Source organism: Rothia sp. HMSC064F07 (genome assembly GCF_001837265.1).
GTDB classification, from domain to species: Bacteria; Actinomycetota; Actinomycetes; order Actinomycetales; family Micrococcaceae; genus Rothia; species Rothia mucilaginosa.
In genome coordinates this window covers 387,516-404,156 of sequence record NZ_KV831926.1, presented here as the reverse complement: position 1 = coordinate 404,156, position 16,641 = coordinate 387,516, and the positions used below count along the sequence as shown (strand labels likewise).

The 16,641-nt window shown below is 63.8% G+C and carries 14 protein-coding genes and 1 pseudogene; 3 read left to right on the top strand and 12 right to left on the bottom strand.

The features are described from left to right. Positions 1 to 58: 58 nt before the first annotated feature. The 3 genes from HMPREF2712_RS04125 to HMPREF2712_RS04115 all read right to left on the bottom strand — a co-directional run bounded on the left by HMPREF2712_RS04125 (position 59) and on the right by HMPREF2712_RS04115 (position 4,847). Entirely contained in the window at positions 59 to 1,030 is a 972-nt protein-coding gene (locus tag HMPREF2712_RS04125) for a Ppx/GppA phosphatase family protein (protein ID WP_070819349.1), read from the bottom strand. Positions 1,031 to 1,321: 291 nt separating this feature from the next. Further along, positions 1,322 to 4,141: a type I DNA topoisomerase gene (gene topA, locus HMPREF2712_RS04120; protein ID WP_070819348.1), complete on the bottom strand. Its 2,820-nt coding sequence runs from the start codon at positions 4,139 to 4,141 to the stop codon at positions 1,322 to 1,324. A gap of 247 nt (positions 4,142 to 4,388) precedes the next feature. Continuing rightward, positions 4,389 to 4,847, bottom strand: coding sequence for a pyridoxamine 5'-phosphate oxidase family protein (locus HMPREF2712_RS04115; RefSeq protein WP_070642161.1), 459 nt, complete (start codon positions 4,845 to 4,847; stop codon positions 4,389 to 4,391). A gap of 165 nt (positions 4,848 to 5,012) precedes the next feature. Between HMPREF2712_RS04115 and HMPREF2712_RS04110 the strand changes: the two genes are divergently transcribed. Further along, entirely contained in the window at positions 5,013 to 6,779 is a 1,767-nt protein-coding gene (locus HMPREF2712_RS04110; RefSeq protein ID WP_246828671.1) for a DUF7059 domain-containing protein, read from the top strand. A gap of 2 nt (positions 6,780 to 6,781) precedes the next feature. Beyond that, positions 6,782 to 7,330 (top strand): pyrimidine dimer DNA glycosylase/endonuclease V, encoded by a 549-nt coding sequence (locus tag HMPREF2712_RS04105; protein ID WP_070819346.1) that lies wholly within the window; start codon positions 6,782 to 6,784, stop codon positions 7,328 to 7,330. A gap of 264 nt (positions 7,331 to 7,594) precedes the next feature. Here HMPREF2712_RS04105 and HMPREF2712_RS09150 read toward each other — a convergent pair. The 6 genes and pseudogenes from HMPREF2712_RS09150 to HMPREF2712_RS04075 form a co-directional block, all read right to left on the bottom strand. Continuing rightward, positions 7,595 to 7,681: pseudogene (locus tag HMPREF2712_RS09150) on the bottom strand (luciferase); the annotation flags it as partial. Positions 7,682 to 7,719: 38 nt separating this feature from the next. Then, positions 7,720 to 8,370: a cation diffusion facilitator family transporter gene (locus HMPREF2712_RS04095; RefSeq protein WP_005508275.1), complete on the bottom strand. Its 651-nt coding sequence runs from the start codon at positions 8,368 to 8,370 to the stop codon at positions 7,720 to 7,722. Then, positions 8,367 to 8,726 carry a Cd(II)/Pb(II)-sensing metalloregulatory transcriptional regulator CmtR gene (locus HMPREF2712_RS04090; RefSeq protein WP_005508274.1) on the bottom strand — a complete coding sequence of 120 codons (360 nt, stop codon included), beginning with the start codon at positions 8,724 to 8,726 and terminating at the stop codon, positions 8,367 to 8,369. Before HMPREF2712_RS04090 ends, HMPREF2712_RS04095 begins: the two co-directional genes overlap by 4 nt. 195 nt (positions 8,727 to 8,921) lie before the next feature. Continuing rightward, positions 8,922 to 10,013 carry an LLM class flavin-dependent oxidoreductase gene (locus HMPREF2712_RS04085; protein ID WP_070819344.1) on the bottom strand — a complete coding sequence of 364 codons (1,092 nt, stop codon included), beginning with the start codon at positions 10,011 to 10,013 and terminating at the stop codon, positions 8,922 to 8,924. A 328-nt stretch (positions 10,014 to 10,341) separates the two neighbouring features. Next, positions 10,342 to 10,839 carry a GyrI-like domain-containing protein gene (locus HMPREF2712_RS04080; protein WP_049338580.1) on the bottom strand — a complete coding sequence of 166 codons (498 nt, stop codon included), beginning with the start codon at positions 10,837 to 10,839 and terminating at the stop codon, positions 10,342 to 10,344. Beyond that, the gene (locus HMPREF2712_RS04075; RefSeq protein ID WP_049338579.1) at positions 10,839 to 11,750 is read right to left on the bottom strand and encodes an oxygen-dependent tRNA uridine(34) hydroxylase TrhO; all 912 of its coding nucleotides are present in this window, start codon (positions 11,748 to 11,750) and stop codon (positions 10,839 to 10,841) included. The genes HMPREF2712_RS04080 and HMPREF2712_RS04075 overlap by 1 nt, the downstream gene beginning before the upstream one ends. Before the next feature lie 179 nt (positions 11,751 to 11,929). Between HMPREF2712_RS04075 and HMPREF2712_RS04070 the strand changes: the two genes are divergently transcribed. Next, entirely contained in the window at positions 11,930 to 14,692 is a 2,763-nt protein-coding gene (locus tag HMPREF2712_RS04070) for a DEAD/DEAH box helicase (protein ID WP_070819343.1), read from the top strand. Positions 14,693 to 14,731: 39 nt separating this feature from the next. Here HMPREF2712_RS04070 and HMPREF2712_RS04065 read toward each other — a convergent pair whose 3' ends face one another. From HMPREF2712_RS04065 to HMPREF2712_RS04055, 3 genes are all read right to left on the bottom strand, one after another. After that, complete coding sequence (locus HMPREF2712_RS04065) at positions 14,732 to 15,334, bottom strand: Rv3654c family TadE-like protein (protein ID WP_210401008.1); 603 nt, start codon at positions 15,332 to 15,334, stop codon at positions 14,732 to 14,734. Positions 15,335 to 15,341: 7 nt separating this feature from the next. Further along, positions 15,342 to 15,785 (bottom strand): TadE family type IV pilus minor pilin, encoded by a 444-nt coding sequence (locus tag HMPREF2712_RS04060; RefSeq protein ID WP_231840284.1) that lies wholly within the window; start codon positions 15,783 to 15,785, stop codon positions 15,342 to 15,344. A 156-nt stretch (positions 15,786 to 15,941) separates the two neighbouring features. Further along, positions 15,942 to 16,601 (bottom strand): DUF4244 domain-containing protein, encoded by a 660-nt coding sequence (locus HMPREF2712_RS04055; RefSeq protein WP_070819341.1) that lies wholly within the window; start codon positions 16,599 to 16,601, stop codon positions 15,942 to 15,944. Positions 16,602 to 16,641 lie beyond the last annotated feature (40 nt).

The window sequence follows — 16,641 nt, the reverse complement described above, 5'->3', positions numbered from 1 at the left end:
CCATTACACACCAGCCTGCGGGGTTCAGCTGCGGCTATTCGGCCACGTCACGCACCGGTTACGCACCCAGGAGGGTCTTCGGGTTGACCGGAGTACCCGTACCCTCCGCCAGATGCTCAATACGCTTCAGAATCAGGCCCTCACGCAGCGCCCACGGGCACACGCGCATCGTCTCAACCCCGAACGCCTCCATCGCCGCCTCCGCAGCGATAGCGCCCGCCAGCATCTGCTCCGCACGCGCCTTCGAAACACCCGGCAAATCGCTACGCTCAGACACCGTCATCGCCTCCATGCGACGAGTCCACAGGCGCAAATCCTGCAGATGCATCTCACGCTTCACATGCGGGCCCGCCGAATACGGCGCCGCACCACAAATACGCGCCAACGAACGGAACGTCTTCGACGTACCCACCGTCATATCCGGCGCACCATAACGCAGCAGATTCTCCGCCACCGGGGCGATCTGCTCACGCACATACTTACGCAGACGCTTCACCTGCTTCGGGCTCGGCGGCTGCTCATCAAAAAACTCACGCGTCAGACGACCCGCACCCAACGGCACGCTCATCGCCGCATCCGGCAACGCATTCGTACCCGTCGAAAACTCAAACGAGCCGCCACCAATATCAAAATCAAGGATACGGCCCGCACCCCAGCCCTGCCAGCGGCGCACCGCAAAGTACGTAATCGCCGCCTCCTGGTCGCCCGAAATACCGTTCAGGCTCACGCCGGTCTGCTCACGCACCTGCTGCAGCACCGCCGCACCATTACCCGCCTCACGGATAGCACTCGTGGAGAACGCCAGCAGGTCCTCCGCCTCATTCTCGATCGCGAAGTCGCGGGCGCTGGTCACGAAGCGGGTCAGCGCGTCCGCACCTTCCTGCGAGATATTGCCCTCAGCGTCGAGGTACTGCACGAGCTGCAGCGGAATCTTGTGCGATGCGTACGGTTCGGGGCGCGCTCCAGGGCTGCCGTCAATCAGTAGCAGGTGGACCGTATTCGACCCGACATCCAGAACTCCCAGGCGCACGATGCGCTCCCCTCCCCCGCCCCGCGGCGGGATATTGTCTGTGTGCGGTACCGCAGGTGCGGCGCCTCTTCCAGTCTGTCAGAGGCGCGGCTCACTCCGCAAACAATCCGGGCGGATGCCCAGCATCAGCACAGCGCAAGCCTAAGAAACGCAGCGCGGGCAAAAAAATGCGCAGGGCATGTACTCTCCCGAGCACGCGAAAGGCGCAGGAGGCGCCCCACCCCGCTAAGGGGTTCGGGACGCATCCTGCGCCTTCAAGTAGAAACGCTACTCGGCTGACGACGCGGCAGATTACTCGGCGGTCTTCTTCGCCGCGGTCTTACGAGTGGTCGTCTTCTTCGCGGTAGTAGACTTTGCGGTCGTCTTCTTAGCAGTAGTCTTCTTCGCCGTGGTAGTCTTCTTCGCCGTGGTGGTCTTACGCTTGACCGGGCCCTTCGCACGCTTGTCAGCAAGCAGCTGCACCGCACGCTCGTGGGTCAGCGACTCGACCGACTCCGCACGCGGAACCGTAATATTCGTAATACCGTCGGTGATGTACGGGCCAAAGCGGCCGTCCTTCACCACGATCTTCTTCTCGCTGACCGGGTCCACGCCCAGCTCAGCCAGCGGAGGCTTAGCCGCCGCACGACCGCGCTGCTTCGGCTGGGAGTAAATCTCCAACGCCTGCTCCAGCGTAATCGTGAAGATTTCGTCTTCGCTGCCAATCGAGCGGGAGTCCGTGCCCTTCTTCAGGTACGGGCCAAAGCGGCCGTTCTGCACGGTGATTTCCACGCCCTCAGCGTCGGTACCAAGCACGCGCGGCAGGCTCATCAGCTGCAGTGCCTGCTCAAGGGTCACGGTCGCCAGGTCCATGGACTTGAACAGGGACGCGGTGCGCGGCTTGGCGGGCTTCGGCTTCTTCTTCGGCTTGGGCTTGCCGTTCTTGTAGTATTCGGTCGGCTGCGCGTCCAGGTACGCCTGAATCTGCTCCTCGGTCATCTCTTCGATGACTTCGGTGACGTAGGGTCCGTAGCGGCCGTCGCGAGCCACAATCTGGTTGCCGGAGACCGGGTCCACGCCGAGCACGCGGCCGTCGGACTTGCCCTGTTCGAGCAGTTCGCGTGCCTTCGCTTCGGTCAGTTCGTCCGGTGCCAGGTCGGCGGGTACATTCGCGCGGATCGGTTCGGTCAGTTCGCCGGTCTCGGTGTCGAGGGTGCCTTCGGCTTCCAGGTAGGGGCCGAACTTGCCCACGCGCAGCACAATGCCGTCCGCAATCGGGATGGAGTTGATGCTGCGGGCGTCAATCTCGCCGAGGTTGTCGACGATGGGCTTCAGGCCGCGCTTGGAGCCGCCGCCGAAGTAGAACTCACCCAACCATTCAACGCGGGATTCTTCGCCGCGTGCGATGCGGTCGAGGTCTTCTTCCATCTGCGCGGTGAACTCGTAGTTCACGTAGGGGCCGAAGCTGGATTCGAGCAGGCGCACCACGGAGAACGCGATCCAGGACGGGATCAGCGAACCAGAACGAACGTTCACGTATCCGCGGTCCATGATGGTCGAAATAACCGCCGCGTAGGTGGAGGGGCGGCCAATGCCCAGCTCGTCCAGGGTCTTCACGAGGGACGCCTCGGTGTAGCGCGGAGGCGGCAGGGTCTCGTGGCCGGCGGGTTCAATCGCCTCGGCGGTCAGTGCCTCGCCGGTAGTCAGGTTCGGCAGGCGCTTCTCAGCGTCCTTCGCCTCACGCTCAGCCACGCGGGATGCGTCAACGCCCTCCTCGTAGGCGGCGAGGAAGCCGCGGAAGGTGATGACGGTACCGGATGCAGCGAACTCGGCGTCCTGGCCGTTAGATGCCACGGCGCCCAGGCGCACGGAGGCGGTGGAACCGGTCGCGTCAGCCATCTGGGAGGCGACGGTACGCTTCCAGATCAGCTCGTAGAGGCGGAACTCGTCGTTGGACAGAGAGCCGCGCACGGCGTCCGGGGTGCGGAAGGTGTCACCCGCGGGACGGATTGCCTCGTGGGCTTCCTGCGCGTTCTTGCTCTTGGAGGTGTACACGCGCGGTGCGGAGGGCACGAACTCTGCGCCGTACAGCTCGGATGCCTGGCGGCGTGCGGCGGAGATTGCCTGCTCGCTCAGCGCCACCGAGTCGGTACGCATGTAGGTGATATAACCGTTTTCGTAGAGGCGCTGCGCCACCTGCATGGTCACGCGGGAGGAGAAACGCAGCTTACGCGCGGCTTCCTGCTGCAGGGTGGAAGTGGTGAACGGCGCTGCCGGGCGGCGCTTGTACGGCTTGGTCTCAACGGAGCGTACCGAGAACGCGGCGGACTGCAGGGCTGCGGCGAGCGCGCGGGCGGCTTCCTCGGTCAGGTGGGTGACCTTGGAGGTGTTGAGGGTGCCGTTGTCGGCGAAGTCCTTGCCGGTGGCGATGCGGTTGCCGTCTACGGCGACCAGCTTGGCGTCGAAGCCTTCGGAGGCTGCGGTCAGGAAGCGTCCGGTCAGGTCCCAGTAGTTGGCGGCAACGAATGCCATGCGTTCGCGTTCGCGCTCAACCACGAGGCGGGTTGCGACAGACTGCACGCGACCTGCGGAGAGGCCGCGGCCTACCTTGCGCCAGAGTACGGGGGAAATTTCGTAACCGTAGATGCGGTCGAGGATGCGGCGGGTTTCCTGTGCGTCGACCAGGTGCAGGTCGATGTCGCGCAGTTCGCCGAAGGCACGCTGAATGGCTTCCCGGGTGATTTCGGGGAAGGTCATGCGGTAGACGGGTACCTTGGGCTTGAGGACTTCCTTCAGGTGCCATGCAATGGCTTCACCTTCGCGGTCACCATCGGTTGCCAGGTAGAGCGCGTCTACTTCTTTGAGCTTGCGCTTGAGTTCGGCGACCTTTTTCTTTTTGTCGGGGTTGACCACGTAGTAGGGTTCGAAGTTCTCTTCAACGTTGACAGCGAACTTGCCGACGGGGCTCTTTTTGAGGTTTTCGGGCAGTTCGGAGGGCTGCGGAAGGTCGCGGATATGGCCCATGGACGAGTCGACAAGGTAGTCCTCGCCGAGGTAGCTGCTAATGGTTTTGACCTTGGAGGGAGACTCCACAATCAGCAGGGCTTTTCCGGTCTTTGCCTGAGCGGGCACGGCACTCCTCTATCTGTGTGTTGAAAAGCTACGTATTCAACCATAACCTACGCTGGCGCTTGTGGGCGCCGACAGGGTGTGGTGTACGTGGGGTGAGGTGATCGGTGGGGGTGAGTATTTTTGTTGAGTCTGCACGAGTGCGCAGGGTACTCGGTACATCATACGGTACCGAGGAGGTGGTGTGTGCACGGGGTACATGGGGGGCGGGTGCTGGGGCGCGCCGCACGGCACCCACTAACCGATGCTTCTAGCTGGTGAGGGTGTCCGAGTCGGGCTGGGTGCCGTCCAGGTATGCGGGCAGCAGCGGGTATTCGCGACCGTACACGGTCTGCGGCACGATGCGCACCCACTGCATTTCGTGGGTTTCGGAGTCGGGCAGGTCGAAGGTGCGCACGATCTGCGGGGTCATTTCCGGCGGCAGCCAGTGCGCAATACCGACCACGATGACGGAGCGAATACCGTCCTCGAGGGTCTCATCAATTTCGAAGGCGACGCGGCGGCTGACCACCACGGAGGAGAACTTATTGCCGCGAGTGGTGCGGATGTAGATTTCCTGGGTATCGCCCTGGTGAGCGACGGCGTAGAGCACGGGCAGCACATCAACGTGCTGTCCGTCAGTGAGGATGAGGCGGCCGAGAGTGTTCGCGTGCAGGCGCTCCCAGCACTTGTCGACGCTGATGCTTTCATCGGGGTACAGGTTACTCATGGTTTCAGTGTATGCGATGGGCTGGGTACTCTTGCGCAGATGACGGTTTTGGTCAGTGGGTGGGTCGGAGCTGGAAAACACATGCAGCGGTGCGGCGCGCTCGGGCGGTTAGGTAAGGCAGCTGGGCAGGGCGGTCGGGTGCGGCGGGTGCGTAGAATGGTGTGCATGACTATTTCTGCCGCCTCTTTTGCTCCCGAGTATGCCGCCGTTGCGGATGCTCCCCGCAGCGATGATTACGCCCGCCTGACCCGCATCCGTGAACGCCTGCTGGCGTTGAATTACAGCTATGACGCTGTGCAGGAGCTGTTGGGTGTTGAGGCGGCTGAGGCGATGGCTCGTGACCAGGTGGTTCCGGGTCTGTGGCGTGTGGAGCACGTTCTGCGCGGCGAGTACAGCGCGGGTGAGAAGAACCTGGCGCGTCTACTGGCGTTTTTCCTGCTGGCTCGCCCGCTCACTGAGGCTGAGGCAACCGAGGTTTTCGGCGAGACCCTGCAGGATTTTGCGGACGCCGCGCTGGTTGAGCGCGACGCTGAGGATTCCTCCCGCTGGACTGCGAGCGTTGACCTGCGCCCGCACGCCGCCGATGACGGCACCGAAATCTTTGTTGCCGCCGACCTGGGTGCGCATCAGCGTCCCGGCGTGCTCCGCAAGGATCACGTGCTCGGCATCGGTCACGCCTCCCTGACGCTGGCGCAGATTACCGAGCGCACCCCCGTCAAGCGTGCCCTGGATGTGGGCACCGGCTGCGGTATTCAGACTTTCCACCTGCTCGCCCACGCTGAGCACGTGACCGCCACCGATATTTCGGAACGTGCCCTGGCGTTCACCCGTTTTAACCTGCTGCTGAACGCGCAGGCGCTCAATATTGATCCGCAGAACCCGCAGGCGCGCGTGAGCCTGCGCATGGGTTCCCTGCTGGAGCCGGTCGCCGGTGAGCTTTTTGACCTGGTGGTGTCGAACCCGCCGTTCGTGATTACCCCGCGCGTTGCCGGTGAGAGCGCCGAGGAGCAGTTCACCTACCGTGACGGCGGCCTGCCCGGTGACGAAATTGTGAGCACGATGGTGCGCCAGCTGCCGTCGGTGCTGGTGCCCGGTGGCCGCGCGCAGATGCTGGGCAACTGGGAGATTATTCGCGACTCGGCGGACCCGGAAGCACCCCGCCCGTGGGATGAGCGTCCGCGTGCCTGGGTTGCCGACGGCGGTGCGGAGGCGTGGTTCATTCAGCGTGAGGCGCTGACCCCCGCCTCCTACGCGGAAACCTGGCTGAAGGATGCGAGCGAGAACCGCGACCGCAGCCACTACGAGCAGACCTACGTGGCGTACCTGAACGACTTCGCTTCCCGGAACGTTCATTCTATTGGTTTCGGCATGATTTGGCTGCGCCGCCCGAACGAATCTACCGCGGCAGGCGTAACCGAGCCCCTGCAGCGATTCGAGGAGATTACCTACCCGATTCAGCAGCCCATTGCCCGCGCCCTCACCGAGTCCGTACGCCGCTACGACCGCCTCGCCGCCATGGACGATGAGGCGCTCCTCGCCACGCACCTGGAGGTCGCCGAGGACGTCACCGAGGAACGCCACGGCCGCCCCGGCGCCGAGCACCCCAGCGTCATTTTGCTGCGTGCCGGTTCAGGTCTGTGCCGCACCCAGCTGCTCTCCACCGAGACGGCGGGCTTTGCGTCGGCAAGCGATGGTGAGCTTGCCGTCGGTCAGATTGTGGCGGCCCTTGCCATGCTGCTGTCCTGGCCCGAATACGACGAGGCGGCCGCCGCGGCACGCGGTACGCAGGAGCAGCATCCGCGCGATACCCTGCTGCACGCGGTGCGTGAGCTGGTGCTCAAGAGCTTCCTGCACTTTAGCGACGAGCACGCGGGCGCAGCGTCGGCTGGTGAAAATGCCGCTGAGGTATATGCGGCAGAAGCGCAGGGCTAGGCGTGCGCATTTGGTCCCTTCACCCCTGCCTGCTCGATCGGCGCGCCCTGGTCGCCTGCTGGCGTGAAACCCTGCTGGCGCAGAAGGTGCTGCGGGGTCTGACTCGCGGGTACACGAACCACCCGCAGCTGATTCGTTTTCGCGCGCATCCGCAGCCGCTGGAGGCGGTTGCCGCCTACCTGTCCGGGCTGGTGGATGAGGCGGATGCCCGCGGCTACTCGTTCAACCGTGCACTGATTGGCGCGGGCGAACATGATGCAGGCAAAGATAGTACAAACGAAAATAGCGCAGGCAAAAACGACACCGATAAAAACTGCGCTGACAAGGCAGAAAACCCTTATGCTTCGGTCGCCCTGATTCCCGTTCCTTTGGGTCAGTTGGAGTACGAGCTCGCCTTTCTGCGGCACAAGGTGGCGGGGCGCGACCCCGAGTGGGAGCACCGGTTGAGCGAGCGCCTGGCGGCACGCGGCGAGCTGGCGGCGTGTGCGCATCCGCTCTTTGAGGTGGTTCCGGGCGCTATTGAGCCTTGGGAAAAGACGAAAGACTTTTAGACAGAGGGATTTCTAGACAGAAGGATTTCTAAGAACGTAAGCATAGTAATGCCCCGGCGAGAACCCTTGCGGGTGCCTGCCGGGGCATCGCTGTATGTGTGGCTCAAGCTGTAAGGAAACAAGCACCTCAGCGCGTTACAGAGCGCTGGAAACAGCTTGGCACGGGGTCATTACCCCAGGACCTTCACCTCAGGACCTTTACCTGGTGGCCAGCGCGGGCTTAATTTCCTTCACGATTGCCTCCAGCATCTTCAGGTTGAAGTCCACGCCCAGCTGCAGTCGACCCGCCGCAATGAGATCGGCCATGACGGCAAGTTCAGCCATGTAGAGCGGGTTTTCGTAGCGCATGTCTGGGTTGCAGCACTGGCTCTTCATCGTCGGGTGACGGGTTAGTCGTCCTCGTCTTCGAGGTCCTCTAGCACTTCGAACGGCGACTCGACGTCGCCGCGCCAGGCCTCCAGGCCTTCGCGCACCGCGAGCACCGCCACGACCAGCGCCGCGACCGAGTCAGCCCACCACCAGCCGAACAGGCTGTCGAGGACGAGGCCGATGAACACTGCACCGGAGAGGTAGATACACAGGATGAGCTGCTTGGCGTCGGCCATCACGCTCTTGGAGCCCAGCTCCCGCCCGGTGCGGACCTCAATCCACGCCAGCAGAGGCATGACGACCAGGCTCAGCGCGGTGATACCGAGACCCAGCGGGCTGCGGTCGGGGCCCTCCTGGCCGACCAGGGCTAGCACCGCGTCGATTGAGACGTAGGCCGCCAGCGCGAAGAACGCGATACCGATGGCCTTGACGGTGACCGTTTCCCACCGCTCAGGGTCCTTGCGGGTGAACTGCCAGGTGACGGCCGCGGCCGAGAGTACCTCGACAACCGAGTCGAGCCCGAAGCCAATGAGCGCCGCGGACGAGGCGAGGACGCCTGCCCAGACTGCGACGATTGCCTCGATTACGTTGTACGTGATCGTGAAGCCGACGATGAAGCGGACGCGCCGGTGCAGCATCGCGCGGCGCGCGGTGGTCAGGGTCTCGCTCATGCTCCCGCCGCCGTTCCACAGCAGCCCGACACCGAGCATGCCGGGTCGATGCACGGCGCGGCCTCGTCCACCGCGAGCGTGACGTCGATTAGGGACGTCAGTGCCGCGGCGAGGTGCGGGTCGGCGATCTCGTAGCGCGTCTGGCGGCCCTCGGGCTCGGCGACGACGATTCCGCAATCGCGCAGGCAGGTCAGGTGGTTGGACACGTTCGAGCGGGTCAGCTCCAGCTCGCGCGAGAGCACGGCTGGATAGCTCGGGCCGCTGAGGAGGGTCATCAGAATCCGGGAACGTGTCGGGTCGGCCATGGCGCGGCCGAGCCGGTTCATGACGTCGAGGTGTGAAGCAATAGTCAGCATACGATGACTATACAGTGATAACTGACCAATTGTCCACTTGTGCGGGCTGCCGCACGTGCTCCGCGCCCTTGCCCTCGGGAGGCGGCAGAGTTCGCGCTCATCAGCGACCACCGCCCATCACGGAAGCGACGGCGGCACGCTGGCGCGAAACCCTGCTAGCGCAGAAGGTTCTGCGGAGTCTTCACCTCAGGGGCTTTACTTAGTGGTCAGCGCGGGCTTGACCTCCTTCACGATTGCCTCAAGCATCTTCAGATTGAAGTCCACACCCAGCTGGTTCGGGATGGTCAGCAGCACGGTGTCCGCCGCCTGAACCGCCTCATCACGAGCGAGCTCTTCGGCAATATCCGCAGGATCACCAATGTAGCTGCGACCAAAGCGGGAGAAGCTGTTGTCGATAATGCCGGTGTAATCCTGCGAGTCCTCCGCGGCGCGGCGCCCGAAGTAGCGCGCCGAGGTTTCATCAATAATGGGCAGCACCGAGCGGGACACCGAAACACGCGGAACACCCGAATTGCCCGCCTTCACCCACTCGGAGCGGAAGAGGCGAATCTGCTGCGCCTGCTGCTGATCGAAGGGAATGCCCCTATCTTCCAGCATCAGGGTTGAAGACATGAGATTCAGACCCTTCTGCGCGGTCCACACGGCGGTGCTATCGGTGCCCGCGCCCCACCAGATGCGCTCGCGCAGACCCGGCGACTGCGGCTGGACGGGGGCGTACTTGCCCGCCACACGGGCACTGGGCGCCATACCCTCACCCTCGATTGCCTTGAGGAAAATGTCGAGGTGGCGGCGCGCCATATCGCTCTCGTTTTCGCCTTCTGCCGGGTAGTAGCCGAAGCTCTCAAAGCCGCGAATAACGGATTCGGGCGAGCCGCGGGAGACACCGAGCTGCAGTCGGCCCGCCGCAATGAGGTCTGCCATGGCGGCAAGTTCAGCCATGTAGAGCGGGTTTTCGTAGCGCATGTCAATCACACCGGTGCCGAGCTCGATGCGTTCGGTCTTGGCGGCGATTGCGGAGAGCAGCGGGTAGGGGGTTGCCTGCTGCTGGTCGAAGTGGTGCACGCGGAAGAACGCGCCGTCCAGTCCGATGTCTTCGGCACCTACGGCGAGGTCGATTGCCTGGTGCAGGGATTCTGCGGCGGAGGGCACGCGGGAGCCGGGGACCTCAGCCCAGTGGCCGAAGGAGAGGAAGCCGAGCTTCTTCTCGTCGCCGTGCATGGGTTCGAGGTGGCTGATGCGGATGGACTCGTCGAGCTGCGGGGTGCCGGGGTTGGTGGGGGTGCTCATTGTTTTTTCCTTTGCGGGTTGCGCCCGGGTTCGTGTAGTGCCGGGCTGGTGGTTTAAATCTAAACCCAAATACTTTACATGTCAAGTATTTTGTTTCGGAGTATTACACACAGAGCACCACTCCCCTTTCGCCGCACACCTCACCCGCCCGCACGCCTCACCCGCCTGCACACCCCACCCACCCGGCGCACACATACCGCCACAAAATGCTGACGCAAAATATAGCCGAAAAGGGCACAGAAAAGCCCGGCGGCACGAACGCATCGCACCACCGGGCCCTTCTACTCAACAGCTAAAACTGCAACTACAACGGCAGAAACAAACTGCCCTAGGAACGCTTCGCCAGCGGAACCCACAGCTCCATACGGTAATCAGCCGCCTGCATATCGCCGCGACCGTACACCTCAAGACCACCCACCGGGCGGTACTGCGGATTCTTCGCGAAGAACGCCTCCTCAAAGCTCGCAAAGCCAGCCGGAATGGACTCCGAAATCGGGCCGGTCACCTCAACCACCGCATAGGTGCTCGCAGGCAACTCCAGCACGCCCAGACCAAGCTTCGCCGCGCTCGCCGGCTCCGAAACTAGGAAGCCCGCCGTGTAGCGGACCTGCCCCTTCGGGTTCGGCTGAGTGCACACGCCCAGGTACTGGGTCACGTTCAGAACATCCAGCATCGCCGGGGACGCCTTCTGATTCAGCTCATCCCACAGCGAGGAGAAGTCGCCGTCCAGGGGGAACACCTGCGAAACGCCGGCAACGACCATCGCCGGGTGCTCCTCAATGCGAGGTTCAGAAATCTGAACCGCGCCGCCCTTAGCGGCTGCCATTAGGCGTTCGCCTCAGCTGCTTCGCGGTCCACCGAGCACTCGGGCACGCAATGACGCTTCGCGTCATCAGCTGCGCACTCGGGGCAGAGCAGAACCAGCTCACGGCAGTTCTCGTTAGAGCAGTTCTCGAACTTGTTCGAGGGGGCGCCGCACTGTTCGCACTTGCCGATGGTGACGGTGTCCGGGGTGAACTCCATGTGCATGCGCTTGTCGAAGACGTAGAGCGAGCCTTCCCACAGTTCCTTATCGCCGTACTTCTCGCCGTAACGCACGATGCCGCCGTCGATCTGGTAGATTTCCTTGAAGCCGCGGTTCTTCATGAGCGCGGAGAGAATCTCACAGCGAATACCGCCGGTGCAGTAGGTGACGACCGGCTTGTCCTTAATGTGATCGTACTTGCCGGACTCAATCTCGCGGATGAAGTCGTGGGTGGTGCGCACGTCGGGAACGATAGCGTTCTTGAACTTGCCAATCTTCGCCTCAAACGCGTTACGGCCGTCAAAGAAGACCACTTCGTCGCCGCGCTCTTCAACAAGCTTGTTGACCTCTTCAGGCTTCAGGTGCACGCCGCCACCAACGACGCCGTTCTCGTCCACCTGCAGCTCGTCGGGAGCACCGAAAGCCACAATCTCGTCGCGTGCCTTCACGGACAGGCGGGGGAAGTCCTCCGCGCCACCCTCGGACCACTTGAACTCCATGTTCTTGAAGCCGGGGTACTTGCGGGTTTCCTTGGTGTACGCCTTGACCGCGTTGATTTCGCCGCCGAGGGTGCCGTTAATACCGTGCTTGGAAATGAGGATGCGCCCGCGCAGGCCGAGCTTCTCGCAGAGGGCACGCTGCCAGAGCATGACCGCCTGCGGGTCGGCGATGGGGGCGAACTGGTAATACAGAATAATCTTATTTTGAGCCACGAAACTATTTTATCGTCATATACGCCTAAAGCATGCAGATTTTTTGATATGTGCGCGCTGACTACGGGGTCGGCAGCACAAAAGCGGTGCCGAGGCGGGGTTCAGACAGGCACGGGGCACAGATTCAGGACGGCACATGACCGGCGGCAGGTCGGGGTGTTGTAGCCCGCCGCTCTACAATGGAACCCATGCCGCACAGCACCCCTTCGCAGAACGCCAACCAGCACCCCGAACAGCAGTCCACACACCAGCCCGAGCAGGGGCAGTCTGCGGCGCGCCCAAAAACGCTCCGTTACCGAGAGCTGCCCACGAGCGCACAGCAGGTGCTGGCATCCCTGCTGCCGGAGGCAGAACGCACCGGAATCCTGCCCGAGCAGGTGACCCATATCCATACCATTGCCGCCAGGGAGGCGAGCTACGCGCCGTGGCCGCAGTGGTTGCATCCGCGTGTGGTGGAGGCTTTTGAATCGCTCGGTATTGCCGAGCCCTACGCCCACCAGGTGCAGGCGGCGAACGCCGCCCATGCCGGTCTCGATGCGGCGCTGGCGGCGAGCGCGGCGCGCTACGGCTGGCAGGCAGGGCGCATCGAAGCTGAGCGTATCGAAGCATCGGCAGCAACGCGCACCGAAGACGCGAAGAGTACCGGCAGCGGCGGGCACGTGATTGTGGCGACGGGTACCGCCTCGGGCAAGACCCTGAGCTACCTGATGCCCACTCTGGACGCTATTTATCGCGCATCGTGTGGCGAGCCGGTGAGCTCAACTTCCGCGTATTCGGGAGCAGAAAACCTCAATAATAGAGCGAACGTTCTCTACATTTCACCGGCGAAGGCACTCTCCGCCGACCAGCTCACCGCCCTCACCTCCTACAACCTGCCAGGACTCCACGCGGCAAGCTACGACGGCGACACCCCCACCGGCGAACGCCGCTGGATCCGCGAACACGCCAACTTCATCCTCACCACCCCGGACATGCTCAACTACTCAATCCTGAGCAACCACCGGCAGTGGTCATCCTTCCTGCGCGGGCTGCGCTACGTGGTGCTCGACGAGGCACACAGCTACCGCGGCGTTTTCGGCGCGCACATCGCCAACCTGCTACGCCGCCTGCGCCGCGTCTGCGCACTCTACCGCACCGTGCCCGTGTTCTACGGCGCCTCCGCGACCAGTTCCAACCCGGTCGAGTCTTTCTCCAAGCTCATCGGCGTGCCGCAGCAGGCGGTCACCGCCATTACCGAGTCCACCTCCGCACGCGGTGAAACCACCGTCGCGCTCTGGGAGCCCGAATTCATGCCGCCCAAGGCGCACGATCAGCTTGCCAAGGGTGCCCGCAGCACCCAGCAGCAGGCAGTCCAGTCGAAGGCTGAGCAGGAGGCGCCGCGCCGCGTCTCCCCCGTGGAGCAGGGCGCGCAAATGCTCACCGACCTGGTGCTTTCCCGCACCCGCTCGCTGGTTTTCGCCGGTTCGCGCCGCAGCGTAGAAATCCTCTCGCAGAAGACCCAACGCTACCTCGACGAGGTGGAGGCGGGCCTCTCCCACCGCGTCGCCGCATACCGCGCCGGGTACACCCCCGAAGAGCGCCGCGAACTCGAACGCAAACTCCGCAACGGCGAACTGCTCGGCCTGGCGAGCACCTCCGCGCTGGAACTGGGCATCGACATCTCCGGGCTGGACGCCGTACTCGTTGCGGGCTGGCCGGGTACCCGCGCCTCCTTCATGCAGCGCGTGGGCCGGGCGGGTCGAAGCGGTCAGGACGCGCTCGCCGTGCTCATCGCCGACGACAACCCGCTCGATACCTACCTGGTGCACCACCCGGAGGCGATTTTCGGGCAGGAGGTTGAGGCGACCGTTTTCGACCCGACAAACCCGTATGTGCTCTCACCGCAGCTGTGCGCCGCCGCTCAGGAGGCGCCCATCCGCGCCGAAGAGCTGAGCCTCTTCGGGCCGCATACCGCCGCTCTGCTGGATCGACTGGTGCAGCAGGGGTACCTGCGTCGCCGCCCGGATGGCTGGTACTGGACGCACGCCGAATCAGCCGCCGACCTGGTCGATATCCGCGGCACCGGCGGCGGACCCTACCAGCTCATCGACGCCGAAGACGGCACCCTGGTTGGCACCATGGACGCCGCGCACGCCATGAGCCAGGGGCACCCGGGCGCAATCTATATTCACCAGAACGCGCAGTACGTGGTCGAGTCCCTCAGCGAGGGCGAGCGCGTAATCCTACTCAGCCGCGTCTACCCGGACTACTACACGCGCGCCATTGAGAGCACAGAGGTGCGTATTCTGGCAGAGCGTGCGCGGGTTAGTTACGGTGCGCAAAACGCTGTTGGGGAAGCGGTTCCCGGCGAGACTGCTCCCGTCGAGAGTGCTTCTGGAGAACAGCAGCTCGCCCCGCTCACCATGCACCGCGGGCAGGTTCAGGTCACCGACCAGGTCACCGGATACCGGCGATTCTCCGTCTACGGCGGCGAATACCTGGGCGAAGAGGCGCAACCCATGCCGCCGGAAGTGCTCATGACCGAGGCGGTCTGGTTCACCTTCGAACCCAGCTACCTGTTCGGCGCGGGCGTGACCGAAGAGGACGGCCCCGGCACCCTGCACGCCGCCGAGCACGCCGCCATCGGGCTGCTACCGCTCATCGCCACCAGCGACCGCTGGGACTTGGGCGGGCTCTCCACACTGCTTCACGTGGACACCGGCAGGCCCACCATTTTTGTCTACGACGCAGCCCCCGGCGGCGCGGGCATTAGCGAGCGCGGCTTCAACGCGGTTACGCAGTGGCTGAGCGCCACCCTCGAAGCCATCGAAAGCTGCGGATGCGACAACGGCTGCCCCTCCTGCGTGCACTCACCCAAATGCGGCAACCGCAACGAGCCGCTCAGCAAGCACGGCGCCCGGGCGCTACTGCAGGCGATGCTACGGAGCATGGCGGAGGCGTAGAACACGCTGGGATGACAACTCCCAATGAGTGTAAATAGCCTAGTCGGCCGGGTTTTCCGACTCGGCTGAGCCTTCTGTCTCGGGTAGGTTTTCTGGCTCAACTGGATTCTCTGATTCTGCGGAGCTTTCTGGTGCGGGAGGCTCGGGCGCTGAGTCCTGCGCAGCTTCCAGCTCTTCCTCCAGCTCGGCTACCTCATCGGGGCTCAGCTCCTCCACGTTGCCCGCCGCGTGCTCTTCTTCGGGGCGCCCTTCTTCGAGATGCTCAGCCCCGGCGCGGGCACGCACCCTCGCCGGGCCCAGCGCACCCATGGGCCCCGCGACCGGGACGGCGACCGTCACCTCCACCGTTTCGGGGCGGTCCGGAAACGTGCAGGATTCCAGGTGCGCGCCGTGGCGTTCGGCAAGATCCGCCGCGACCGCGCACGGGTCCCCCTCAGTGAGCCCGCGGTAGGCGTCCGCCGCCGCGAGCGCACTCAAATCGGCGGCCGCGGAAGCCCTGCGGTTTGCGGACACCACCCCAATGAGCCCGGCAATCACCACGGTCACCACCAGTAGCGCGGCAATAATGGTGAGGGCAAGGACGGTGCCGCTACCCGCTTCGGGGTATTGATTCTCGGAGGCTGTTTTCGGGGTGGGACCCATAGCGGCTCTACTCACCTTCATGACCCGCACCGTTTTCAGCATCGTTTTCAGCGCCGGCTTCAACGCGGGCGTGGGCGTCCGCCCGCAGCACCCAGCCGGTTGCCGAACCAATCACACCGGGGGCGGGGCGGCTCACCCGAACGTGCACTTCCCGGGCGCGCCCCGCCTCTGTCACGACTACATCATCAGGAGAAACAGAAATCTGCACGCTCTGCGCCGGGTCGATGCGGCTGACGGCGGAGCGAATCTGCGCCTCGGAATCTCCGCGGGCGGCGGCTCGTGCAGCCGTTCGCGCGGACTCCTCCACCTTCAGCTGCGCAACCCCCGTGGAGGCGGCACCCATGCAGAGGGCGAGCACCACCGTCACGGCGGGTAGGGCGACCGCAAATTCGGCGGTAATCACGCCCTCTTCTGCCGGGCTCTTGTGCGGGGTCGAGAGTGTCGGGTCCACACTGGTTTTCCCTGCGGAGCAAGTGCGCCGCAAAGCACCCAAATTCACATGAGCGTTCATTCTTTATTCCTCCCTTCTGGCTTGATTTTCCAAAGAACCTAGCATCTAGGGACAAAACCCTACGGCGGGTTTTCCAATACCTCTAGACTAAGGCCTCTAGAGCAGTCCCGTATTGCCCGCAATGGACAGGGCGTTACGCACAATATCCAGGAGCATGGAACGCACCTCATCCGACTTGAGAATCAGCACCAGCAGGCCCGCGAAACCGACCGCCGCGAGCATCACAATGCCGTACTCCGCGGTGGAGGCGCCCTCCTCCGGGTCACCCGCGGGGGCGTAGTCTTCGAGCGCCTTTTCGTGTCCCTCAGCGGGTACATATTCGGTGCAGCCGGGCGCGTGCTCACCCAGGCTGCGGCAGGTGGCGCCGCATTCGTCCAGGGTGCAGCCCTCGGCGAGCGCGCGGGCAATGGTCAGCGCCTGTTCGGGGTTCAGGTGACTCGTATTCATATCAATCTCCATTTCGCAAGGGTCAATCCTGGGGCCGGCATGCTTCTGCTCAGCGCCGGTGGAAAGTTCGGTATCAGTGAAGAGCTCAGCATCGGTAAAAAGCTCAGGGCATTCTTCACGCAGCTGCTTCATGGTGGTTGCGATGGCAATGGACAGCGGCACGGGGCCCAGAATGGTCTGCGTTTCAGCGCCCTGCACGGCACCGAGCGCGGCGGGCTGAATTTCGCTCGGAGCACCGGCCGGGGCGTTGACCGGAGCGTCGACAGTGTGCAGGTCGTGGCGGATTACTTCGCAGAGGGTGTTCGTCATTGGTTTTCCTTTCGTTGTGCCCTAAACATGCGGGGCGGGG